Here is a 24,665-nt window from a genome sequence, read left to right as displayed (position 1 = left end):
ATCAATATCGAAGGCACTTGTTTATTTTCTATTGATCAAAGATGTCCAACATGATTTTTCTGATAAAGCAGCTTTGCCCCTGAAATCGTTATATTGCAACAGACAATCATATAATCCGATTTATAAATAAATTCGCCAATAATTATGCAGCATTCAAACACAGGTGGGAAAAAAGAGCTCATTTCAGTAATATCACTCATGGTGATAACACTTTTATTCGCCTGTACTTTTAATGCAGCAAGTGGTCAAAACAAGGCTACGCAAATAACTGCTGCTGCTCCCACACAGCTCAGAGTGGATCTTACTATCCATCCAGAGCGTGTTTATAAAAACGGTTATCCAACAAATATTTCTTTGCAGTCAATTACCGCTATCAATAGCAAGTTTTTACAGTATAGTTCGATAAATAGCAGTCATCCAGGGTTCAGCTGGGTGGTTCCAATAACCATTACTAAACAAACTGCCTATCAATTGCTGTTAGCTACCAGTCGTGAAGCGCTAGATAATAGGCAGTCAACCTCAATTACTGATTTTGGATGGAACTCCGGTCAACAAATCAGCGAGCAAAATATAAACGTACGCTATACAGGCCCTTCTTTAAAACCTAATACAGTCTATTACTGGAAAGTCAGGGTCTGGGGAGAGTCAGCTGGCAAAGCCTCCAGAATACGTCAAAGCACCTTCTCCGCTGTCCAGACATTCAGGACTGGCGCCAAGCTTACAGCAGGTGCACTGCCCGGATTTGTTTTAACCAAGACCCGGCAAAAGCCTTTAAGCCATAAAGACCTTTCTATGGATTACCGTTTATACGATTTTGGCAAAGACGGTTTCAGTCAACCCATAGTTAGCATACGCGCAGCTAAAGATGATACGATCCAGCTATTATTAGGGGAACAACTAGACGCCAGTCATCGGATTAACAGGACTCCTCCTGGAACAGTACGTTTCCGTCAAATCGTGCTTCCTGTCAAAAAAGGAACCCATAACTACCGGATTCCTATTGAATCCGACAAAAGAAATACAAAAAGGAGTGCGATTAAGATGCCAGCCTATATTGGAGAAGTTCTCCCCTTTCGCTATCTGGCCATTCAAGGGACCTTAGTAAAAATGTTCCTGTAGCCGTCACCAGAGATCTTATCCATATTCCTTTTGATCAGAAGACTACTAATTTTACAAGTTCGGACTCAGTTTTGAATCAGGTCTGGGATTTATGTAAGTACACCATTGAGGCGACTTCTTTTTCAGGATATTATGTAGACGGAGACAGAGAGCGTATTCCCTATGAAGCAGATGCGCTGATCAATCAACTTTCCGGATACAGCACAGCGGCCATTTTTAATATGGCCAAAAGAACACTAAATTATCTTGTCTATCACCCTACCTGGCCCACAGAATGGTCTCTGCAAAATCCCATGATCGCCTATAATGATTATATGTATAGTGGTGACCCACGCAATCTGGCAAACATTTACAAGGATCTGCAACCAAAAGTACTCACAGCCCTTGAGGATAGCAATGGTTTAATCAGTACCCGCACAGGTAAACAATCCCCAGGATTTTTACAATCCATCCATTATAAAGTCTTTGATGGCAATCCAGGATTGAAAGATATTGTCGATTGGCCGCACACAAAGGAAGAGACAGATGGCTTTGTCTTTACGGATTATAATGCCGTAGTGAACGCATATTATTACAAAGCCTTAAAGGATATGGCGCTTCTGGCTGCTGCTATCCATAAATCAAAAGATGCCGATGATTATCGTCAAAGGGCCGCAAACGTAAAAAAAGCCTATTTGAAGCATTTTATAAATCCCTCCACCGGGCTGATCATAGATGGAATCGGCACACAGCATAGCTCCCTTCATGCCAATATGTTTGCCCTGGCCTTTGGCCTGGTTCCCAAAAATAACCTCCAGAAAGTCCTGGCATTTATAAAATCCAGAGGCGTCTCCTGCAGTGTCTATGGGGCACAGTTCTTATTGGAAGCACTCGGTGAAAAAGACCATTCTGATTATGCACTCAAACTGCTGACCTCTCAAAAAAAGCGCAGTTGGTATAATATGATTGTGGAAGGCGCGACAATGACTATGGAAGCATGGGGCCAAAAATTTAAACCCAATCAGGATTGGAATCACGCCTGGGGCACCGCTCCCGCTAATTATATCGTCCGTTACCTGATGGGGATCACCCCTCTTAAACCAGGTTTCCAAGAAATTCTGATTAGACCCCATCCTGGCACATTAGACAGCGCCGGTATTGAGTACCCCACTGTTCGGGGTATCATTTCGGTAAGTTTCAAAAAAAGCGCTGAAACCTTTACACTACAAGCAGCAATACCAGGCAATACAACCGCCAGGATTTGTCTTCCGACGTTAAGTAGAGAACCTGCGGTAATTACCATGGATGGGCAGCAAATAAAGGCCAGCCTAGACCCCGATGGTCGTTACTGGGAAATACCTGCAGTAATGGCTGGTCAACATACATTTAAAGTTCAGCGTCAATAAATTTCAAAAAACAATCGTTGGATATTTCTCAACACGTCCAAAATATTCGTAAAAGAACTAAAGTATCTACTTGCAGGCATTACAGCCGCAACCTCGCATTAATGAAAACATAGTTATTTCACCAAGGTTTACAGACTTCTAAATACTCCTAAAAGACACTATATTAGCGTTTTATACCATTTTTTTATTATTTATTACAATCGATTGCATTTTATTCAGGCAAAACCAATATATTTGTTACAGGATTTTCAATTTTTATAAATGCAACTTGTATGATCAATAAGCCAGTCACTATTTACGATATCGCAAAAAAGCTGAACCTGGCTCCTTCTACCATTAGTCGCGGCTTAAAAAGGCATAGTTCTGTAAGCCATCGGACCCAAGAAAGAATCATTAAAACGGCAGAAGAAATGGGTTACCGGGCCAATACTTTTGCCATTAACCTTAGAAATAGAAAAACAAGCACCATTGGCATTATCGTCCCAAAACTGAACAGTTATTTTATGTCTCAGGTAATTGCAGGTATTGAAGGCGTGGTCAATAATGCAGGTTATACATTACTAATCAGTCAGTCACTGGAGGATGTCAGTAAAGAGATCATCAATGTACAGACCATGTTTGACAACCGCGTAGCAGGGCTCCTCGTTTCCCTTGCCGAAAACACAAAAGAAACGAGCCATTTTAACCGCATTCAAAAACAAGGCATACCCGTTTTATTTTTCGATCGCACACCCATGGGTAACGATCTGCCTGCTATCACCATTAATAATGAATCAGCAGGCTATAAGGTCACCAAACATCTAATCGAGCAAGGTGCAAAAAGGATTGTGCATATCACAGGCAATCAACTCAGTAATGTATACAGAGAAAGACTGGCTGGATATAGAAGAGCGCTTCAGGAATTTAAACTACCCTTTGATACACAAAACGTCCTAATAAATGACCTCTCCGAACAGGCAGGTATTGATGCCGCCCATAGCATAATTAAACTAATGGCTGATGGTGTATTTGTCGCTAATGACCATTGTGCCGCCAGTTGTATGCATGAGTTAAAGCATAGTGGCAAAAAGATTCCAGAAGATATCGTTATAGCTGGCTTCAATAATGATATGATATCCCGCATTGTAGATCCTGCACTCACCACTGTGGACTACCCGGGGTTTCAAATGGGTGAACTGGCAGCTAAAAACCTACTGGCCCATATTGCAGAGCGCATCGATATTAACCTGACCTCCAATATTATTTTAAAAACACCGCTACTTATCCGCGCTTCTTCGGTTCGCAAAATTTAAATTAGTGCCTCTTCCTTCATCAGCTCATCAAGTTACTTTAGCTGAAGAAATTATCATCAACATAAAAAAGGAGGCCACTTAATTAAATGTAGCCTCCTCTCATTCACCATTTTAAAACAAGTTTTAAGTACTGCATTACCGGTGAATACAAACCCTATTAATAGCCAGGGTTTTGCTTCAGGTTCGGATTCAGCGACAACTGCTCAATCGGGATTGCAAACAGTAATTTATTTTTATCATTGAGTGGCTTATGATCCCACCAGGTACCTGTTGTGAATTTGCCAAACCGGATTAGATCCTGTCTGCGGTATCCTTCAAAAATAAACTCACGCCCTCTTTCCGCCAGCAAAGAATCCATTGTAAAGTTGGCAGTTGTATATTTCTTAGAAGGCCAGACCTTCGGATCAAAATCACGCTTTCGGACTGTGTTGATCAGATCCACCGCATCTTGTGTCGCCTTATTGCCATTTAGGCGCATTTCCGCCTCTGCTTTAGCGTAATAAATCATCGTCAACCGGTAGATCATCCAGCTGGTACTTCTGTAATTTGGATCATCCTGGGCGCCCAATTTGTATTTATTAAAACGCACACCGCTGTTTTCTTCTCCATGGGTCATATCTGAAACCAAAGTTGAGGGGTCTTGTCCTGCTTTAAGCTCACTGTTTCTTCTGATATTATCTACAAAAACCAGTTGTTTACCTTGATATTCTCTATACCCCATTACCGGAAATTTCTTATTGGCATTATCCGTCTTGGAGGCGGTATCATAATACCACATCGGGCCAATAAAGAACCATTCCTTTTTACGCTGATCTGCGTCATCATAAGTATCATAAACCCCAGGAATTACAACAATACCATTATTACCTGTTACAGTACCTCCGTAAATAAACTTTTGGTTAAAGTGATAGAAGTCAGAAGGGAAGCCAGCATTCCAATCCGCGGACTGATGATTATAGACAATCGCAAAAATCTGTTCCTGAGACGCTTTATTACTTGGCAAATAAGTCTCCGTCAGATTAGAATCCAAGGAAAGGCGATTATTAATTACGCCGCCAGCCCTGTTATCCAGTAAAGAATCACATGCGTTGATACAATCCTGCCATCTTGGTTTACCTGACCATACTTCTGCGTTCAGATAGAGTTCAGACAGCATGGCATAGGCACCTGCTTTACTCATTCTTCCAAGCATTTCCTCAGAAAGATTCGGAACTAAATTAATATTGTCCTTAATCTCAGCCTCAACAGAATCAAATATCTGCGCTTCGGGCAAAGTAGGAGGATGAACGACATCCAAGGACGTGATCCAGGGCACATTACCCCATAGATCCATGATGCGGATATAATAGAAGGCATGGAGTAATTTTAGCTCCGCAATATAATTCTTTTGTTCTTCTTCAGTGATTCCCATAGAGGCTGCCGGACGAGCCCCAATATTGGCGATCGCGGAATTACAATAACCAAGCCCTGTCCATAAAAGTTTCCAAGGGTTTCTTACGTCATCATCATCTGAATTCCAGGTATGATAATGCAAGCGGATCCACTTGGCTCCATCATAACCATCCACACCTTTTTGTGGCCAGGCCAGCTGGTCGCCGGCCAGGGCGCTTACACGCCACCAACCAATTTGTCCTGAACTGGTCGCCCAGGCATTGGTATGCGTATAGGGGCGAAGTACCGCAGAGATAACCTCATCCTTATTCTGATAATAGGCATCAGCCGGGATGGAATGGTAAGCCGTAGAATCCAGCTTTGTACAAGAGTACAAGGCGCCTAGGGCAACTGTTGCTAATAGCAAATATTTAAAGATTTTCATCATTCGTTCTTTTTATAATTTTAAAAACCAACATTAACACCCAGCAGGAAGGAACGGGTACTTGGATAAACCCCACGTCCATCGATACTTGGGAAAAGTCCGGTATCATCTACAAAATCCGGATCATTGCCATCATAGCCAGTGAATAAGGCCAGGTTAGATCCTGTTACATACACACTCAGGCTTCTGATATAATTATTGGCTTTAATAGGAACATTATAAGAAAAAGTAACCTCATCGAGTCTGACAAAATCACCTTTCTGCAGGTAATAGTCAGAGTACTGATACGTATCGTTGATATCCTTGTACTTGGTAAAAGCGGATTGCAATACATTGGTAGGCAATGTATACTGATTACCATAAGAAAGATCAATGGTATTTAAGATATCGTATCCAAATTTACCACGCAGGGAAAACCTTAATGAAAAGTTCTTGTAGGAGAATGTGTTGGTTAGTGATGCATAGAGCTTAGGAATACCATTTCCGATCACACCTTCATTCTCTACTTTATTTGCCTGGTCCGCATCCACTTTATTACCATCCTTGTCATAGAATAGCCATTTACCATTTTCATCTAATCCGGCATAGGTTTTTCCGAAGAACCCACCCAGATAATCACCAGGATAAATATAGTTATAAGCATTACCCAGGTCACCATAACCACCGATGCCACCACCGGTCAGCCAGTTACCACTGGTGTATTTTAAAAGCTTAGTTCTTGCATGTGACGCTGTCGCATCAATATTCCAGCTAAAATCGCCATTGCGGATTGGTGTTCCACTTAAGGTAATTTCATAACCATTGGTTCCCAGTTCTCCTACATTTTGCAGGGTTTCTGAGGCTACATTGGCAGGCTGTTCAACAATAGCCTTGATGACCAAGCCGTCTGTTCTTCTCTGGAAATAATCAATGGATCCAGAAAACCGGTTGTTAAACATGGCGAAGTCTGCACCCACATTAAATTCCTTCTTTCTTTCCCATTTTAAATCCGGGTTTGGATTTAAGGAAGGGCCATAAGTCTGGTGCCAGCTTCCATCCGGATAAATGTAATAACCACCTGTACCTAGCGTTACAAAAGGATAGGTACCATTACCAAAGCTCTGATTACCTGTAATACCATAACCAGCTCTTAATTTTAAATTATTGATCCAATGGGCATTATCCATGAAGGCTTCTTTGGAAATAACCCAACCAGCAGAAACCGCTGGGAAATTACCCCATTTATTATTCACCCCAAACATGGTGGAACCCTCATGACGAAGTACTGCTTCCAACAGATATTTATCTTTATAGGCATAATTTACTCTGCCGTAAAAAGAAATCAGGGTATTGGTATATTTTTCACTACCCATCCCGGCATGTCCCTGTCCTAAAGCATTACCGGCACCTAAATCATTCTCTTCTGTTTCATCAGCAGAAAAGCCCTTATTGCTCGCATTGAAGTTTTCTTCTTCATGATATTGGTAACTATAACCCAATATTGCACTGATCGCGTGATCCTGAGCAAAAGTATTGGAGTAGTTCAGGTAAGTTTCCATCAGATAATCATTGGCCAGATTGGAGGATTTATACGCATATCCGCCACCAGGATTATCCCCATCATTTTGAGATGCCCTTGAATCCAGCATTTTGTATTGATTATCCACAAACTGATCTCTTTGTGAAGATCCAGTAACCGTTGCACTTAACTGCTTAGTGATTGTAAGTGTAGATTTAAACTGCGCCAAGGTCGTTTGCTGATCGCGTAGTGATTTTTCCTGATGCAGGCGGGATACAACATTTTCCACCTGGTTATCATTCCAATAGCCCCCGTTATTAGTTGAATCAAAAGGGCTTTGCGTAGGATTTTCCTTGAATAGAGCGTCTTCCCAATTACCTCCTCCTAATAAATTAGCAGAGTTATGATTGGTCATAAAGGTTACCTGAGTCAATAAACGGTCATTGAAACCTTTATGAGTTATACTAGCCGTAGCACCGTATTGTTGACGGCTGTTTTCTTTGGCGATCCCTTCATAATTAGAAAAATAAAGACTGGCTCTATAATTGGTCTTATCATCTCCACCACTCATGGAGATATTATGATAGTGGCTTAAATTATCATGGTTGATTAATTCATCAAACCAATCTGTTGTGGCGCCTTTGTCATTATCTTCAGAGATTTCGCCATCTGCGATTTTTTGCCGGTAACCGGCAGCACTCAATACTTTTGGATAACGGGAAAGATATTCCTTTCTGATCCAGGTATTGTATTCGTATTTTGGTGCACCCGCGTGACCATGTTTGGTGGTCACCAAAATGACACCTCCATTAGCTCTGGATCCATAAATGGCCGCTGCAGAACCGTCTTTTAATACGGAGATGGATTCAATGTCACTTTGTTGTAAAAGGTCAAGATTACCACCGGGCACTCCATCAATTACTACCAGCGGACTATTAGATCCACTAATGGAGGCAACCCCTCTTAGCTGAATACTTGGGCTAGAGTTCGGGTTGGAACCGGAAGTACGGGTAATTGCAAGCCCTGCCACTTTACCCTGAATCAAGTCTAATGCATTACGAGCGCCACCTTTACTGAAGTCTTTGTCATCAATTTGCGTAATAGCGGAAGTCAGGTCACCTTTCTTTTGTGTACCATAACCGACAACGACCACTGCATTCAGCGAAGTATCTGTAACTGCTGACAATAAGATAACCAGACTGTCCCCTGTAATAGGTACACTGGCCTTTTCATAACCAATAGAAGAGACTGTAATAACAGAAGCAGTGGAGGGCGCCTTTAGGTTAAAGGTTCCTACACTTGTTGTAATTGCGCCTCCTTTAGCGCCTACTGCCTGTATAGAAGCGCCCCCTATAGGAGCCCCTGTGGCAGAATCTTTTACCACTCCCACTACAGTTTTGGCCTGTTGTGCCATTACTGTAACAGAGTTTAAAAGGGCCAAAAGAAATGCGGCAATGCCGATCTTAAAGGCTTTTTTCATAATAATGGATTGGTTTTAATTATTAAAACAAAAACAAGTGTTGTCTGTGAAGTATGCATTAAACAACTGCGCATCTTCCATTTCCACAATTCATTACAACACATACCACACTTGCCGATTCAAACAACAGGCTTAAAAAGCCTTTAAAAAATCAGACATTAAGCATTCAACTTAGGCAATAAATAGCCAGTACCTCTTAGAGCGTTATTTTTCCCTAATGGTATCACCTATGGGTATTACCCTTGAACAGTTTAAATACTTATGTATCTATCACAACATTCAATACCTAACCAGGATGTAAAAATTATTTGCTTCGACAATATTTGATTATTCAGCTCAATATCACTTTTATAGGTGTTCATCAAAACAAATCATTTAAGTTGCTTTCTCTTTTTCCGATAGATATTAGCAACGCTTAAAATCACAGAAGGTTATTTATCAAATTAGAGGTTAAAATTAGAAAGGTTTAAAGAGCTATTGTGTTAATGGATGGCGACTGGATACTTAATGAATTTTAAATGATGAAAATTCAGTACATAATAATTCACGAATTGAGTACACAATTTGATAATATTTCATATACATAAATGCATCCTTAATTATATCGAAATTTCTCCTGTAATTCAATAATAGCAGGTATTTAGAAGGAATTAAGAAAATAACAATCATTCATCTTTTAAAACTATTTTCCATTTGACATTCAGCTTGAGTGTGGAGAAAATTCCACAATTTTACGCATAACATTCATTGTTTGTATTTATAAAATTTTTGCACTTTATTTAAATATTGCGCCTCCTGCTTTCACATTTATCCATTTTCATTAGCATTTTCAACAGCTCCTGGTGGCAAGAAATAACGTTTGTCAAATCAAAACTTTCACCCGAAAATTAAGGGATCAATCTTCGACAAAATTTGTTCAATATTATGCAGCAAGCAAATCAGCAGCAGTAGACACTTACAAACTTTAGATAATCATCATCCGAGCCATAACTACGCAAAAGAATTCCCTCAATAAATCTTACCATAAAAAAGCCTGAGGCAACTAAATTGCTCAGGCTTTTGTTTTGTTAACTTGAGTGTTATGCTAGATGGAACACCAAACGATACAATGTTGAATATTCATGTGGATTAAAAACCGGTAATAAAAATTAATCGTACAATTTTTAAATGGCTGGATTCTGGCTATATAAAGACCAAAGCTCATCTACGGTTTTGCCTGTCTGGTCCTTCCAAAAACCATCCGTGTATTTACCCTCGCGCATCGCAAAGTTCAGTGATTGAACAAAGCTCTTTTTATAATGCTGGGTTATCCACACCAGGAAACGAGCCGTTATACGGTAAGCATTAGTATAACTTTGTTTCTCATTGAAGGGCGTCAAGGACCAGCCGGCGGCTTTGTTATTTACGCCAAACTCATTGCGAACATAATCTGCAATCCCTTCTGTGATCCATCCGGGGCCAGAATGACCGTGATAGGCTTGCACGATGTGCATAGCCTCATGGGTCACAACATCCAGGTCTTCCGGATGTTTTTCCATCCACTCGGGATTGATTCTGATCACCGTGCCGGCAGTAGCGGCCACCCCTTTATATTCCGGATCTATAATCATGGCGACTTTTTTGGCCGCTTTTTTATTATAGGTCTTGATCTCCTTTGGATAAATCTCAAAGAAAGTTTCCTGCATCCGCCCAGCCTCTGCCTTGGAGAATCCCTCTTCTTTATTAATAAAGATCAGGGTAATGCCTTTTTTGGTAATCGTATCTCTTGATAAATCCTTATCTGACAGAATCTGATTCCAGTGACGCTGAGCGTGCAGCGCAGCCCCAGTGCAAAATATGCCTAATAAAAGGATCGATCCAATTTTTTTAATCATCTATTTTAGTTTTTGACAGTGGATAATGAGAAAGGTGCATCGCTTTTGGCTGTTCCTTTTTGTTTATTAGGCGTTTCGCTCATCTTTATTTCCAGGAGGCCTCCCTTTTGCATGGCAAAATGATCCAGATAGTTTTTCGTATACTGCTTGCCATTGAAACGAGTTGACTCGACATAACGGGTAGACGCGGTGTTACCAGGCGCATCAATCACCAGTGTTTTGCCATTTTCAAAATGAATCTTTGCATGTTTAAATAGTGGTGCACCTGTCGCATACTCTGTACTGGTAGGAGTCACTGGATAAAAACCCAGCGCGGAGAAGACATACCAGGCAGAAGTCTGCCCATTATCCTCATCTCCACAATAGCCGTCCGGGGTTGCTTTATATAACTTATTCATGGTCTCTCTAGCCCAATACTGCGTTTTCCAGGGTTGTCCTGCATAATCATACAGATAGATCATATGCTGGATGGGCTGATTGCCATGCGCATACTGTCCCATATCAGCAATCTGCATTTCCCTGATTTCATGGATGACACCATGGTAATAACTATCATCAAAAGTAGGTGGCATCACAAATACTGAGTCCAGCATACCCGTGAATTTAGCGTTGCCCCCCATCAGATCAATGAGACCTTGTACATCCTGAAAGACAGACCAGCTATAATGCCAGCTATTGCCTTCTGTGAAGGCGTCACCCCATTTAAAAGGATTAAAAGGAGACTGGAACTGACCGTCCTTATTTTTTCCTCGCATTAATAAATGAGAGGGATCAAATAAGTTCTTATAATTCATCGCTCTTTTGCGGTAAATATCTATTTCAGAGGCCGGTTTGCCCAGCGCTTTGCCCAGCGTATAAATGCAATAATCATCATAGGCATACTCCAGAGTGCGGGCTGCATTTTCATTGATATGGACATCATAAGGCACATATCCCAATTCATTATAATACTTAACGCCAGCGCGACCAACCGCCTGCATGGGGCCTTCATTATTGGCATCATGAATCAATGCCTGATATAACGTATTAATATCATAGCCTCTGAGTCCTTTAATATAAGCTTCTGCTACAATCGAAGCAGAGTTATTCCCAATCATAATATTGCGATAACCGGGAGCAGACCACTCCGGCAGCCAGCCTCCTTCTTTATAATCATTAACCAGCCCTTCCTGCATTTCTCTTACAATATGCGGATAGACCAAATTTAAAAAAGGATATAATGCCCTAAACGTATCCCAGAAACCGGTACCGCCAAACATATAACCTGGTTCTATTTTGCCATTATAAGGGCTATAATGAACCGCTTTACCTTCGGCGTTAATTTCATAGAACTTTAAAGGGAAGAATACCATCCTATACAGACAGGAGTAAAACGTTTTTAGCTGTTCTGGCGTGCCGCCAGAAACCTCTACTTTACCCAAAACATCATTCCAGGTCTTATGGGCTTTGTTTTTAACCGTCTCAAAATTATCGGCGCCAATTTCTTTTAAATTTTGATTCGCCTGGTCAAAACTAATAAAGGAAGAGGCGACTTTTGCATGCACCTGTTCGCCTTTGGTCGTGTTTTTAAAACCGATTACCGCCCCGGCGTGATCACAGCTTTGTTCATCAGCCTGAGTCAGCTGTCCATCCTTATAGGTATATACATAATCAAAGGGCTTATCAAAAACAATCACAAAATAGTTTTTGAAGTTCTCCGTGACGCCGCCGCTATTTCGTTTGGTATATCCTATGATTTTATTTTCTGAAGGAATTACTTTAATATAAGATCCCTTGTCCAGCGCATCAATGACAACAGAGCTGCTGTCCGTCTTAGGGAAAGTAAATCTAAAACTGGCTGCTCTTTCCGTAGGGGCAATTTCCGTTGTAACATCTTCATCCGCCAGGTACACCCTGTAATAATAAGGCCTTGAGATCTCTGCTTTGTGGGAGAACCAACTGGCGCGGTCTTTCTCTTCAAATCGCACCTTGCCCGTGATCGGCATGATGGCAAAAGCACCATAGTCATTCATCCAGGGAGAAGGCTGATGGGTTTGTTTAAACCCGTTGATCTTATCTGCGGTATACTGATAAGCCCATCCGTCACCCATTCTGCCTGTCTGGGGTGTCCAGAGGTTCATTCCCCAAGGCAGTCCGATAGCGGGATAAGTATTCCCGTTGGATAGACTCGGTTTGGAATCGGTTCCCATCAGTGGATTCACCAAGTCAGCATAATCCGTTTTGGATGGCTGACTTTGCGCATTAATCTGGCCTGCATATAATAAACAGCAGCCAATGAAAAAAAGTAGTTTTTGCATGTTTAGTTTAAATTTTAAAACAGCACTGCCCGGCGCTTTAGCTTCTAGCTTCCTTCCAGTTAACGGTGAAATTACCATAACCCAAGACGGCTTGTTGCCAAACAATTTCCAATGCAGTGTTAACGGTTTTTAAAAAATCTCTTTGTTTGGTTTGATTGAGTGTTTTGCTTTTTGTTTGTTTTTGTTTGTTTATTTATTTATCGTTTTCTGGTTTATTGTTTCTGGAATTCAAATTGGTAGCTTCCTGAAGGCAAATAAGCTAGAAATGAAGGGTGATTTTGGCCGTCTTGGACATGCCTATCAATTGCTACAACAGATTTCTTTATCCAATTAACATTTGGGCTTTTACCCACTGGCGCGTAACCTGCTGGTACATAGAAAGTAGCATAAGCGCCTATGGGAATTTCCACCTGCAATGTAATCACGCTGGATTTTTTCTTTTCCGCTCTTTTCCAATTTAAACGGATCTCACCATAGGGGGTATTATGATCTACCTGATAACCGTTGAGACGATCAGGAAAGCCAGGTCTGAGGATCGTATGTTTAAAGCCAGGCACCTCAGGGTCCGGCAAAATACCGCCCAGCCCACTGTACATCCAGGCACCAATCTGTCCAAACATAATATGATTCATGGAGATATCATTTTTAGACTGGATATTCCAATTCTCATAAAGCGTCGTAGCGCCATTGACCATCCACCATCCCCAGGAAGGGAAAACCCGGCTTGATGCCATCTGATAAGCGGTATTATGATACCCATACATGCTAAGTGCATCCAGAATCGTTTTGGAGCCCAGTAAGCCAACATCCAGTTTATACCCGTCTTGCATTACTGTTTTATTTAACTGCTCCGCTACTTTATCTGCATATTGCGCTGGAACAATGCCCCAATATAAGGGCGCACTCATCTCCGTCTGATATCCCTTATCATAGATTCCTGTCTGTTTATTCAGATAGGTTTCATTAAATACCTTTTTAATTTTTGCTGCTAGTGCTTTGTATTTAATATGATCCTCCTTTTTACCAAAAAGCTTCGCCGCTTTGGAAAGAATCTGAACATCGGTATAATAATATATGGTAGAAGTAAAGGGAACCGGCGTTCTTGATTTTACTGGCACCCAGTCCCCTAGCCCCCAACTGCATATGCCGCTGGGACTAATGCTGGTGATATAATCCACGTAATGCTTAATGCCATTATAACAATGACGCAGTACCTGACTATCCCCATAGAAAAGATAGAGATTCCAGGGGATTACTGCGATGGTGCTGGTCCAGTCCGGCCCATTGCCCCATTCATATCCCCAGCCGTCAGTAGGCACAATGGAAGGCAACACGCCGTTGGGCTGCTGTTCATCCAGGTGATCCTGCATCCATTTCTTATAAACCGTTATCGCATCAAAATTATATAGGCCCGTTTGTACATTGATTTGCCCGTCACCCGTCCAGCCGTTTTTTTCTCTTTGGGGGCAATCCGTAGGATAGCCCATCAAATTAGAAAGGTAGGACTGATTGGTGGCCGCCCAGATCTTATTTAAAATCGTGTCAGCGCTATGGATATGACCGGACACCGGCACATCACTATGCATAAAATAAGCAGTCACCGCTTCTTTTGTTAGGGTGATAGGTGCACTTGAAGTAATCTCCACATATTGGAAACCCTTATAACCAAACCAGGGTCTGAAGCTTTCTTCTCCTTTTCCCGATAAGATATAAATATCCGTCTGAAAAGGATCTGAATCGTCAGTAGGCCGGTAATGCACGTCGATATTGGAGATATCGACATGACCATCCTTATACAAACGTTCTGCGTGTTTTACCCGCAATACAGTGCCTGCTTTACCCTGCACCTTGATTTTTGAGATGCCGGCAATATTTTGCCCAATATCAAATACATAATCTGTATCACTAAATTTATGCATGGAAACCGAAGCGATCGGCGCTGATTTTCTAATCGGCACCATCATGGCGGAAGTAATCTTTTTGGAAGGCGCCGAGCGGTAGATCACGTCCTGCCAGAGGGAATCGTGGCTTTTATGCCATTGGTCTGCTTTTTTATGGGGCAGATCCCACGCCTCCAGGCTCAACCTATGATCATGATGCTCAGCAGTATAGATACTATTAAAGACAATCGGACCGGTTCTTGTTTTCCAATCCTTTCCCGTATGAATAGTCTGCACGGAGCCGTCCTCATAGACAATCCTTAGATCCAGGACAAAACATGGCCTGGCCCTCCAGGGTGCTTTATCAAAATCCCAGACTGCCGTAGACTGAAGGTTAAACCATCCGTTACCAAGTATTACTCCCAGGGCATTTTGATCATTAAGCAATGAACTAGTCACATCATAAGTCGTATAATACAGTCGCCGGTCAAATCTGGTATAAACCGGATCTAGCTCCCGGTCACCCACCTGCTTACCATTCAGCATTAGCTTATAGAGCCCTGCAGCGGCAATATAGATTCTGGCGGATTTTACCTTTTTTTGCAGTGCAAAATCCTTTCTAAAGTAACCAGCCGGCTTAAAGCTGATCGGATGATTATCGGATATCCAGGCACCTTTCCAGTTATAGATTGACTGCAGTCCGGTTTCAAAATAACTGACTGACTGCGCTGTACTGGTTCGTGCTCCAACGGCCATACTGGTATCTACAGTGCAGATGACTTTCCAGTAATATCTGGTAAATGGCTTTAAAGCGGCTCCGTGATACCTGGTAAAAGGTTTGTCATAAACCCTAAAGCCACTATTCCAAACAATGGAAGTAGAATTTGAGCCGCGCGTATCAGCAGCCCCTGTGCCTTTAGCGACCTCAGTAGAATCTTTCCCAACGATCACCTGATAATAAATTGGATATTTTGCAGTGCCAACGCCATCGTTATTTGCTGAAAGCTTCCAACTCAGTGTAGGATGTAGCTCATCAACCCCCAGGGGTGTTGAAAGATAATTACACTTAAGAGCATATGCATAAGTGCCATTAATAGGCGCTTTTGTCGTCCTGCTTAATGGCGCGCTACGCTGTGCCATTAAGCAAAATGGCATAAACCCTATAAACCCAAAAGCAGCTTTTATTAGACTTGATCCCCGCATTGATTTGTTTTGATTTAAACTGAGTTAAATGGATTATATTTTATACTTGTATAGGCTTAATGTGCACACCACGCATTACGATTAAAAGCTATTTTTTGCCCGGTTTTTTAATCTTGTGCGCTTTTACGCCTTCAAAAGTCATTTTCACCGGCAGTATTTTTCCATCTTTATCAAAATGCATTTCATCAATGCAGGTGGCGCGGTTATTGGCCGCCGTTTCTCCAAGCGGCCGACGATGATAGACTATATAATACTTCTGCTCCCCAGGCACTTTAATGACACTATGGTGGCCTGCGCCAGTGGCTACACTGCTATCCTGTTGCAGTATGGTGCCAATGCGCTTAAAAGGTCCTAAAGGATTGTCCGAGATGGCATAAGCCACCCGATAGTCAGGGCCGCCCCAGCCACCTTCTGACCACATAAAATAATATTTTCCATCCTTTTTAAACATAAAGGGTCCTTCTGTGTAGCTTTTTGGGGTTATTTCTTTATATATCGAGCCATCTGCAAAAGGAAGTAATCCGGTAAAATCAGGTTTTAGTTTGACCACATTACAATGTCCCCAGCCGCCATAATACATATAATAACTTCCATCAGAATCATGAAACACATATTGATCAATGGGTTGTGCCCCATTCTCAATGGTGCCAATAAGAGGTTTGCCCAATAAATCTTTATAAGGCCCTGCAGGCTTGTCTGCAACGGCTACACCGATGCCACCAATTTCACCGGCATGGACATCATTTGCCCCAAAAAACAAGTAATACTTGCCCTCTTTTTTTAAAACAGCCGGCGCCCACATGGCCTTTTTGGCCCATTTTACATTGCTTGAATCTAAAACTGCATGATGTTTTGTCCAGTGCACCAGATCAGGTGAGCTAAAAGCATCAAAAAACACCTGATCCTCATACTTTGCCGAATACGTTGGGAAAATCCAGTAATCTTTCCCATAAACAATTCCTTCCGGATCGGCATACCACCCGGGCAATACCGGATTGCCCGCATATCCTGATTTTGCAGGATGCACCTGTTTTATTGGCTGTGCAGATAATATCCCCGCTGTCATAAGAATCGATACTACGGCCAAAGTGCCATTTTTCCACCTGTTGATCATACTGTTAGAATTATGCTTTTAAAATGCAGTGTATAAATTTTATTAATGAAATAGCGTTTTACTGCATTTTATTACAGAAAGTAAATTTTAGTAATTGTTAGGCGATATTAACAAGAATATTTAGTATCAAAAAACTGATAACTTTTTGTTTAAAAATGAAAATAAGCCAAGAGCTCCTAATACCAGGCCACTGAAAAGCCTAAAACAGCAATCCTTCCATTGTTAATGCATTTTTAATGATTTTTCCTTTAAAATAGGGAACTTTACTTTTAAATTTGAAACCAATGGGTCGCTCCGTGAAGTCAACCTCCATTCTGATCTATAAAATTATTGCGGTACTTAGCTTTCTGGTCCTACTTGGGGTGCAGTTCTTCTTAGTGTACAATACCTATATGCTTAAGGATGAGCACTATTTTTACGCAGAAAAACAATTGATCAAACGTGTCTATTCCAAAGGCATTCGTAATGACAAGGTTTATCCTGGAGGGCAGCAGATTATTGACACCTTTATTAACCGCAATATGCACGAGCTGGAACGGCTCTATAAAACGGATCCCAGTGCATTTAATGTAAAACGACAAAAGATCTGTGACAGTCTTTTCACCAAACTTAGAGCCAAGAGTTCAATGGATGACTTTTTTACGCAAATAGTTAAAGAAAATCATCTTAAACACGATCTTCAATACAGGCTCCTGATTAAAACACTGAGTATCACCTTTTCCGGAAGCAATTATATCATTTTATTCCAAAATGGCCATCGGCTGCCTTTACTAGATAGCAGCTATATTTTGCCAGAAGGCGCCTCCATTGACGGGGACCTCAAGACGCTAAATATGCAAAACCAGGTCGCTTCCCTTACGGTCAGCGCCTCGAGTGCCTATAGCTATCAGATTACTTTTGAGCTTTATGTTGATTCTCCCAACCGCACCTGGGCCATCTTAAATTTAATGAAGCCTACCTTTGCGCTGTCCTTTTTCTCCTTGCTTGCAGTTATGATTATCTATTTCTTTACTTTTCGTAACTGGTTGAGGCAAAAGAAGCTCGCAGAGATGAAATCTGATTTTGTCAATAGCATTACCCATGAGTTTCATACACCGTTAGCCACCATTATGGTTGCCAATAAAAGCCTCCAAAATGAGAAGATTATCGAAAAAAAGGAGAATATAGCACCGCTCACTGATATTATCAGTCGGCAAACCGGCCGGTTGAAGACCATTTTCAGTCAGGTACTGGATATTACCGTCATGAATAATGCCACCCTTAAAAAGGATAGTTATTTGCTCGGGAAGTTGTTGGAAGAGATATTATTAGATTATCGCTTAACTTTGGGCAACAAAAGTGTGGAAATCAAACTTGATAAGATTCCAGACGATTTTATGGTTTTCCTGGATAAATTCTGGTTTACCACTACCGTCTTGAACCTTTTTGAGAATGCGATCAAATACAATAGTTCTCCGGTTAAAAAGATCAGGATTCATGCCCAACTGGATAAGAAAACCATCCAGTTATCTATTGCGGATAATGGAATCGGCATGTCTCAAAAGACAATACGGCATATTTTTGAAAAATTCTACCGGAGTAAAAATAAAAGTACAGAGGATGTAAATGGCCTGGGCCTGGGCTTGTTTTATGTTAATCAATGCATCCTGGCACACGGGTGGACACTGGATGTAGAAAGTAAAGAAGGCCACGGAACAGAATTTATAATAATGATGCCCAAGGGGTAGCAAATACAAAAAAAATGAAACACAGAATTCTATTTGTTGAAGATCAGGAAGACCTGGGAAATGTTGTTAAGCAATATCTGGAAGCCATGAACTTTGAAGTTCACTGGTGCCTGAATGGCAAGGATGCCTACCGGACCTTTCTGACCAAAAAACAGTTATTCGATATCTTAATTATAGATATCCAGCTTCCGGAGATGAATGGATTTGAACTCGCCGAGCTGATTATAAAAGAAAACGTTTCCGTTCCATTTTTATTCCTGACGGCCCGTAATGAGAAAAAAGACCGTTTAAAGGGCCTAAAACTGGGTGCTGATGACTATATCAGTAAACCATTTGACATTGATGAACTGGTGCTCAGGATTAAAAACATTATCCGTCGTAAACAACCCCCTGAACAACAGGCCGCAGAAACCAAAAATGATATCCCTGTGGGCGATATCATCCTGCATAAAGACCTGCTGCGACTTTCGATAAAAGGAGAAAAACCTATTACGCTGACGGTCAGAGAAGCAGAATTATTACAATACCTGTGCAAACACCCCAATAGAGTGCTGAAAAGAGAGGAAATCCTATTACAACTCTGGGGTGAAAACGATTATTTTCTGGGCAGAAGCCTGGATGTGTTTATCTCACGCTTACGCAAGCTACTGCACACCTCAGACACTGTCAGTATTGATAACGTCTACGGGGTCGGTTTTGTGTTTAACGTGAAAAAAACAGCGTAACGCCCAAAGAAACTCAAACCACGTAAAGCACATAAAGTGCATAAACAATTAATAGTCAACTGGTTAAAATCAGCATGAGATTCCGTTAACGAATTGTTTGGCTTTGATTAATATCTAAAACCAGTCAATCAGCGTAAAGTTGTAGCGTCTTATTATTGTATTTCTAATTGTAATAACGCAAAATATTTACGTGAAAAAGATTTTTTCCTGATTTGCTCTCTGAGTATAGGTCTCGGATGGCAAGTCCAAGCACAAAGCGCAACCACTCCTGAGGGTGATGTAACCAGCTATGTAAATCCATTTATTGGCACTGGCGCCGTGGATGCCTCCAGTTTATCTGGCAGTAATTTTCCGGGAGCAACACTACCCTTTGGATTCGTTCAATTGAGTCCTGATACCCAGGACAATCCAGATAATCCCGCCTCTGGCTATGATTATAATGACAAAACCATCGTCGGTTTTAGCCATACACATTTAAGTGGAACGGGCGTCGCTGATTTATTTGATGTATTATTTATGCCCACCACAGGCAAAATCCAGGCTAATCCTGGCAGCGCAGACAAGCCGGATAGCGGCTATCGTAGCCGCTTCTCCCACGATCAGGAGTCGGCTCATGTTGGTTATTATCAGGTAAAACTCCTGGATTATAATATTAATGCAGAACTCACTGCAACAGAACACAGCGGTTATCACCGCTATACCTATCCCAAAACGGATCAGGCGCATCTGGTCATTGATCTCAACCACACATTAAATAAAAAGCGTCCTTATTGGTCTTGTAAAGTGATAGACGCCGAGATCAGACAAGTAGATCCCTATACAGTACAGGGCTACCGGATTCTGACCGGCTGGGCACAGTTGCGTAAAGTCTATTTTTACGCGAAGTTCTCTGAGCCCATCCAGTCTAATCAGCTTTATACAGGTGGCAGCATGTATCCCAATGAAAAGATTGTCAATGGCACCAATGTCAAAGCTGTTTTGAACTTCAATACAGAAAACGGGAAGCCACTGTTAATTAAGGTCGGTCTTTCTGAAGTCAGCGTGGATGGCGCTAAAGCCAACCTGGCCGCCGAGATTGGGGAAAAGAGCTTTAATCAGATTGAGGTAGCTGCGAAAGAAAAGTGGCAAAAAGAACTCAGCAATATAGCAATTGAAGGAACAAAAGAACAAAAAGAAATCTTCTATACAGGCCTGTATCACGCTTATACCCAACCCAATAATCTGGCAGATGTAAATGGAGATTATATGGCCACAGATTATACCATCCATCACGCGCCGGATAAGACTCATTATTCTACTTTTTCCTTGTGGGATACATACAGAGCCGCCCATCCGTTGTATACCCTGTTAAAACCAGAAAAGGACGCCGGGTTTATCCGCAGCATGCTACGCCAATACGAGACCTTTGGCTACCTTCCTATCTGGCAACTCTGGGGTGAAGAAAATTATTGCATGATTGGCAACCATGCCATCCCTGTCATTGTGGATGCCATATTTAAAGGGATAAAAGGCATTGATGTACAAAAGGCATACCAGGCAGTTAAAAACTCTTCCATGATCAGCCATCCGGGTTCTCCTTTCTATCTCTGGAATAAGTATCATTATATGCCAGAAAACAAACAGTCACAGTCCGTATCCATTACGCTGGAGATGGCTTTTGATGATTGGTGCGTGGCCATGCTGGCAAAGAAACTCGGCAAAGAAAAAGATTATCAATACTTTATCGACAGATCCGGCTACTATAAAAATCTTTTCAACAAAACATCCGGATTCTTCCAGGCCAAAGATGATAAAGGCAATTGGTTACCCAATTTCAACCCACTGGCCTATGGTGGCAATGGTGGTAATCCTTTTACAGAAGGCAACGCCTGGCAATATCTGTGGTATGTCCCCAGGACGTACAGGGTCTGGTAGATTTAGAAGGCGGTAAAGCCGGTTTTACAGCTAAACTGGATAGCTTTTTTACCATTAAAGACCTGCCCAAAGAGGTCAATGGCAATGCCTCTGGTTTCATTGGCCAGTATGCGCATGGAAATGAACCTAGTCATCACGTGACCTATCTGTATGATTATGTTGGCCAGCCCTGGAAGACCCAGCTTTATGTTTCTAAAGTGCTCAGAGAGTTATACAATAATTCCTTCTCTGGCTATTCTGGCAATGAAGATTGCGGACAGATGTCCAGCTGGTATATCTTCAGTGCAATGGGCTTCTATCCGGTCAACCCGGCCAGCGGCAAATATGAGATAGGTTCACCGGTACTTAAATCCGCCACCATTCACCTGGCAAACGGCAAAACCTTTAAAATGACCGCTAAAAATGTTTCTGATCAAAACTTTTACATTCAATCCGTCAAATTAAATGGAAAGCCTTATAATAAACCCTATATCCTGCATAGCGATATAGAAAAAGGCGCCACCCTGGAATTTGTTATGGGTGATAAGCCCAACAAAAAATGGGGACAAGACCTGACCGGTTTGAATGACTAAGTAAGAAACACAAGATTTACCGCAATATAGTTCGTCTTTCTTTCATCAGTCATAAATAGGGTAATCCGCTTCTGAAATAATTGAAAAATTATGGAAGGAGCGGATTTGCCTTTTTATTAATTGGATAGATGTAAGACAAAAAACGAATTAACAGAAAATTTACCTAACTATGTCGTTTGCTAATAATTTCAGCCATAGTACGTAATAAAAAGAAGTATACCCGTTCCAGAGAGGAGATAGTGAATATGATTTAAAAATGATATACTTTATAAGGCGGAGGGGGATTATGACTTTGAACACATTGCACCGAGTGGTTTTGCCAACTTCAATAAGAAATTGAATCCAGGCAATTGAAGTGAGAATAGAGGAGGAAACCTTTTGGTTAACGCAAGAACAAATGGCCCAACTTTTTAATCAAATGAAGCAAATCATTAGTTTGCATATAAACAACTGCTATAAAGAAAAGGAATTGGAAATGAGTGCAACTGTCAAGGAATCCTTGACAGTTCGAAAAGAAGGAAAAAGGATGGTAAGCAGAAAGATAGATTTTTACAATCTTGATGTCAATATATCCGTAGGTTACCGTGTAAAATCCAGGTCTTTCTTGCATCAAATCCGCGTTAATAGTAAACAGGAACTAATAGAACGTATCTACCAGGGGATCGAAAAGATTAACAAGAAACCGGTTGTATTGCGCTGGAAATACAAAATGAAGGCGGCAGCGTGTCCCTTAATTAAAGTATTCACTACTAGGTAGTAAACACAAGCCTCGGCCCCAAAAACCATCTTTCGTTCATCAGCCATAAATGGGGGAATCGTTTTGATTTCTGCCTCACTGTGGGTTTGTCCAATTTTTTTTCTGCTTTTTGTCCAATAGTAAAGTGCGTGTTCGTCATTATTAAGAACAAATCAACAACAACAGTTTTACAACCTTAAAAATTAAATAAAATGGAAACGACGACAACATCTCGCAGCACAGAAAACAACGAACAACACAACGTGGCGGGCACCAAAAGGATCAGCTTGCTGAATGCGGGTCATAAAGTCCTGGCGACATTAAATCATTTTGGGACACACCTTATGAAAGCAGATCTGCCCGAACAGCTTTTACACCTGATTTACTACCGGGTCAGCCAAATCAATGGTTGCGCCTTTTGCCTGGATATGCATTCTAAGGACCTGCTGGCAGGCGGAGAAAATGTTCAGCGCCTCTTAACACTTGACGCCTGGCGGGAGACGCCGTTTTTTAGTCCGCAGGAAAGAGCAGCGCTGGCCTGGGCTGAAGCGGTGACGAAACTGCCTAATGGCGAGGTACCAGAAAATGTTTACCAAGAGGCAGCGCGGCACTTCAGTGCAGCACAGTTGATGGATCTGACGCTGGGCGTGGCGGCGATCAATACTTACAACCGGTTCAATATTGCCTTTCCGCCGGAAGTTGGCGGTTATAAACCAGGCATGTTTGCACCTAGAAATGCTGTGGACGCGTCAAATTAGTGGCAAATTATTCCTTTGCTTTCTCCCCCCTCAAGTAAATAAATAAACACAAAGATCAAGGGGGATAGCAGCCGCTGAATCAAAACGCCCGAGGGCCGCCTTTATTTTTGTAAATAAAGGCGGCCCTCAGGCGTTTATATATAAACAGGCGAATAGTGTTTAATCCGCCTTTTATTTACTTTATAGGTATTCTTTATTTTGCTGTTTCACAATTGGGTGCCCCTTCAGCGAATGTCCAGAGATTTTTTGGGCGACAAAGCCTGCATAATAAGCTAATACCTCATCCAGGACTTCGTCAATCTCTTCATAAGTATCCAGACGAACCAGGCGGCTTTTAAATTCCTTAATATTGGGGAAGCCTTTGAGGTAATTGGTATAATGACGGCGCATTTCCCGAATACCCACAACCGGACCTTTCCAGGCCAGGGAGTATTTAAGATGCTGGCGAATCACAGCCACACGTTGCTCCACTGTGGGTAGCGGCAAATGTTCTCCTGTCTTAAGAAAATGCTTGATTTCATTAAAGATCCAGGGATAGCCAATGGCCGCCCGGCCGATCATAATCCCATCTACCCCGTACCGGTTCTTATATTCTAATGCCTTTTCAGGAGAATCAATGTCCCCATTGCCGAATACAGGTATGGTGATTCTGGGGTTATCTTTTATCCGGCCAATCAACTCCCAGTTTGCCTCACCCTTATACATCTGACACCGGGTCCTTCCATGAATAGAGAGCGCAGCAATCCCGATGTCCTGCAGCCGCTCTGCCACCTCTTCAATATTCTTACTTTGATCATCCCAGCCCAACCTGGTTTTTACGGTCACCGGCAAATGCGTATTTTTAATAACTGATTGCGTAAGTCTAACCATCAGATCCACATCTTTCAATACCCCTGCACCAGCACCCTTAGTGACCACTTTTTTCACCGGACAGCCAAAATTAATATCCAGCAAATCCGGGCCAACCGCATCTACAATGGCTGCACTCATACCCATCGCCTCTTCATCTCCACCAAAAATCTGGATGCCGATCGGTCTTTCCTCCTCATAGATATCCAGTTTCCTTCTGCTTTTTATGGCATCACGGATCAAGCCTTCACTGCTGATGAATTCCGTATACATCAGATCTGCCCCGTTTACTTTACAGACAGACCTAAAAGGCGGATCGCTGACATCCTCCATCGGCGCCAGCAGCATCGGAAAATCCGGTAATTCTATTGAACCAATTTTAATCATAGTTAAATTATCAATACAGCGCTATATCCCTTATGGATA

At 41.8% G+C, this 24,665-nt stretch carries 14 protein-coding genes and 1 pseudogene; 8 read left to right on the top strand and 7 right to left on the bottom strand.

Annotated features, from left to right (window positions below; translation table 11 throughout):
• Positions 1-144: 144 nt before the first annotated feature.
• The 3 genes from FSB73_RS09390 to FSB73_RS09380 all read left to right on the top strand — a co-directional run bounded on the left by FSB73_RS09390 (position 145) and on the right by FSB73_RS09380 (position 3,796).
• Positions 145-1,119, top strand: coding sequence for a glycoside hydrolase family 78 protein (locus FSB73_RS09390; RefSeq protein ID WP_146781255.1), 975 nt, complete (start codon positions 145-147; stop codon positions 1,117-1,119).
• A 17-nt stretch (positions 1,120-1,136) separates the two neighbouring features.
• Complete coding sequence (locus FSB73_RS09385) at positions 1,137-2,504, top strand: alpha-L-rhamnosidase-related protein (protein ID WP_146781253.1); 1,368 nt, start codon at positions 1,137-1,139, stop codon at positions 2,502-2,504.
• A 272-nt stretch (positions 2,505-2,776) separates the two neighbouring features.
• Positions 2,777-3,796, top strand: a complete 1,020-nt coding sequence (locus tag FSB73_RS09380; RefSeq protein ID WP_225974662.1) for a LacI family DNA-binding transcriptional regulator — start codon at positions 2,777-2,779, stop codon at positions 3,794-3,796.
• 157 nt (positions 3,797-3,953) lie between these two features.
• Here FSB73_RS09380 and FSB73_RS09375 read toward each other — a convergent pair whose 3' ends face one another.
• From FSB73_RS09375 to FSB73_RS09350, 6 genes are all read right to left on the bottom strand, one after another.
• Positions 3,954-5,615, bottom strand: coding sequence for a RagB/SusD family nutrient uptake outer membrane protein (locus tag FSB73_RS09375; RefSeq protein ID WP_146781251.1), 1,662 nt, complete (start codon positions 5,613-5,615; stop codon positions 3,954-3,956).
• Positions 5,616-5,632: 17 nt separating this feature from the next.
• A complete protein-coding gene (locus FSB73_RS09370; protein WP_225974661.1) occupies positions 5,633-8,590 on the bottom strand; it encodes a SusC/RagA family TonB-linked outer membrane protein in 2,958 nt (985 codons plus the stop codon).
• A 1,163-nt stretch (positions 8,591-9,753) separates the two neighbouring features.
• Entirely contained in the window at positions 9,754-10,464 is a 711-nt protein-coding gene (locus FSB73_RS09365; protein WP_146781248.1) for a basic secretory protein-like protein, read from the bottom strand.
• Positions 10,465-10,469: 5 nt separating this feature from the next.
• Complete coding sequence (locus tag FSB73_RS09360; RefSeq protein WP_146781246.1) at positions 10,470-12,761, bottom strand: GH92 family glycosyl hydrolase; 2,292 nt, start codon at positions 12,759-12,761, stop codon at positions 10,470-10,472.
• 212 nt (positions 12,762-12,973) lie between these two features.
• On the bottom strand, positions 12,974-15,844 hold the full coding sequence (locus FSB73_RS09355) for an alpha-L-rhamnosidase (protein ID WP_146781244.1): 2,871 nt from the start codon (positions 15,842-15,844) through the stop codon (positions 12,974-12,976).
• Between the two features lie 88 nt (positions 15,845-15,932).
• A complete protein-coding gene (locus tag FSB73_RS09350) occupies positions 15,933-16,958 on the bottom strand; it encodes a glycoside hydrolase family 43 protein (RefSeq protein WP_225974660.1) in 1,026 nt (341 codons plus the stop codon).
• Positions 16,959-17,242: 284 nt separating this feature from the next.
• On the opposite strand from FSB73_RS09350, the gene FSB73_RS09345 reads away from it, so the two are divergent.
• The 5 genes and pseudogenes from FSB73_RS09345 (at position 17,243) to FSB73_RS09325 (ending at position 23,390) form a co-directional block, all read left to right on the top strand.
• A complete protein-coding gene (locus FSB73_RS09345; RefSeq protein ID WP_146781242.1) occupies positions 17,243-18,685 on the top strand; it encodes a sensor histidine kinase in 1,443 nt (480 codons plus the stop codon).
• A 14-nt stretch (positions 18,686-18,699) separates the two neighbouring features.
• Entirely contained in the window at positions 18,700-19,410 is a 711-nt protein-coding gene (locus tag FSB73_RS09340) for a response regulator transcription factor (RefSeq protein ID WP_146781240.1), read from the top strand.
• 159 nt (positions 19,411-19,569) lie between these two features.
• Positions 19,570-21,896, top strand: a pseudogene (locus tag FSB73_RS09335) (GH92 family glycosyl hydrolase).
• A 418-nt stretch (positions 21,897-22,314) separates the two neighbouring features.
• A complete protein-coding gene (rhuM, locus tag FSB73_RS09330) occupies positions 22,315-22,653 on the top strand; it encodes a RhuM family protein (RefSeq protein ID WP_225974659.1) in 339 nt (112 codons plus the stop codon).
• A gap of 191 nt (positions 22,654-22,844) precedes the next feature.
• On the top strand, positions 22,845-23,390 hold the full coding sequence (locus FSB73_RS09325; RefSeq protein WP_146781238.1) for a carboxymuconolactone decarboxylase family protein: 546 nt from the start codon (positions 22,845-22,847) through the stop codon (positions 23,388-23,390).
• A 180-nt stretch (positions 23,391-23,570) separates the two neighbouring features.
• On the opposite strand, the gene dusB is transcribed toward FSB73_RS09325, so the two are convergent.
• Positions 23,571-24,626: a tRNA dihydrouridine synthase DusB gene (gene dusB, locus FSB73_RS09320; RefSeq protein ID WP_146781236.1), complete on the bottom strand. Its 1,056-nt coding sequence runs from the start codon at positions 24,624-24,626 to the stop codon at positions 23,571-23,573.
• Positions 24,627-24,665: the final 39 nt, after the last annotated feature.

It is taken from the genome of Arachidicoccus ginsenosidivorans (assembly GCF_007971385.1).
Taxonomy (GTDB): domain Bacteria; phylum Bacteroidota; class Bacteroidia; order Chitinophagales; family Chitinophagaceae; genus Arachidicoccus; species Arachidicoccus ginsenosidivorans.
Note: the sequence above shows the minus strand (reverse complement) of the source record. Positions and strands in the feature narration are given on the sequence as shown.

Bases quoted from the DNA above. Each gene is read 5' to 3' on its own strand.
- FSB73_RS09390 (WP_146781255.1), top strand. From the start codon at position 145: ATGCAGCATTCAAACACAGGTGGGAAAAAAGAGCTCATTTCAGTAATA.
- FSB73_RS09380 (WP_225974662.1), top strand. From the start codon at position 2,777: ATGATCAATAAGCCAGTCACTATTTACGATATCGCAAAAAAGCTGAAC.
- FSB73_RS09375 (WP_146781251.1), bottom strand. From the start codon at position 5,615: ATGATGAAAATCTTTAAATATTTGCTATTAGCAACAGTTGCCCTAGGC.
- FSB73_RS09370 (WP_225974661.1), bottom strand. From the start codon at position 8,590: ATGAAAAAAGCCTTTAAGATCGGCATTGCCGCATTTCTTTTGGCCCTT.
- FSB73_RS09365 (WP_146781248.1), bottom strand. From the start codon at position 10,464: ATGATTAAAAAAATTGGATCGATCCTTTTATTAGGCATATTTTGCACT.
- FSB73_RS09360 (WP_146781246.1), bottom strand. From the start codon at position 12,761: ATGCAAAAACTACTTTTTTTCATTGGCTGCTGTTTATTATATGCAGGC.
- FSB73_RS09355 (WP_146781244.1), bottom strand. From the start codon at position 15,844: ATGCGGGGATCAAGTCTAATAAAAGCTGCTTTTGGGTTTATAGGGTTT.
- FSB73_RS09350 (WP_225974660.1), bottom strand. From the start codon at position 16,958: ATGATCAACAGGTGGAAAAATGGCACTTTGGCCGTAGTATCGATTCTT.
- FSB73_RS09345 (WP_146781242.1), top strand. From the start codon at position 17,243: ATGGGTCGCTCCGTGAAGTCAACCTCCATTCTGATCTATAAAATTATT.
- FSB73_RS09340 (WP_146781240.1), top strand. From the start codon at position 18,700: ATGAAACACAGAATTCTATTTGTTGAAGATCAGGAAGACCTGGGAAAT.
- rhuM (WP_225974659.1), top strand. From the start codon at position 22,315: ATGAAGCAAATCATTAGTTTGCATATAAACAACTGCTATAAAGAAAAG.
- FSB73_RS09325 (WP_146781238.1), top strand. From the start codon at position 22,845: ATGGAAACGACGACAACATCTCGCAGCACAGAAAACAACGAACAACAC.
- dusB (WP_146781236.1), bottom strand. From the start codon at position 24,626: ATGATTAAAATTGGTTCAATAGAATTACCGGATTTTCCGATGCTGCTG.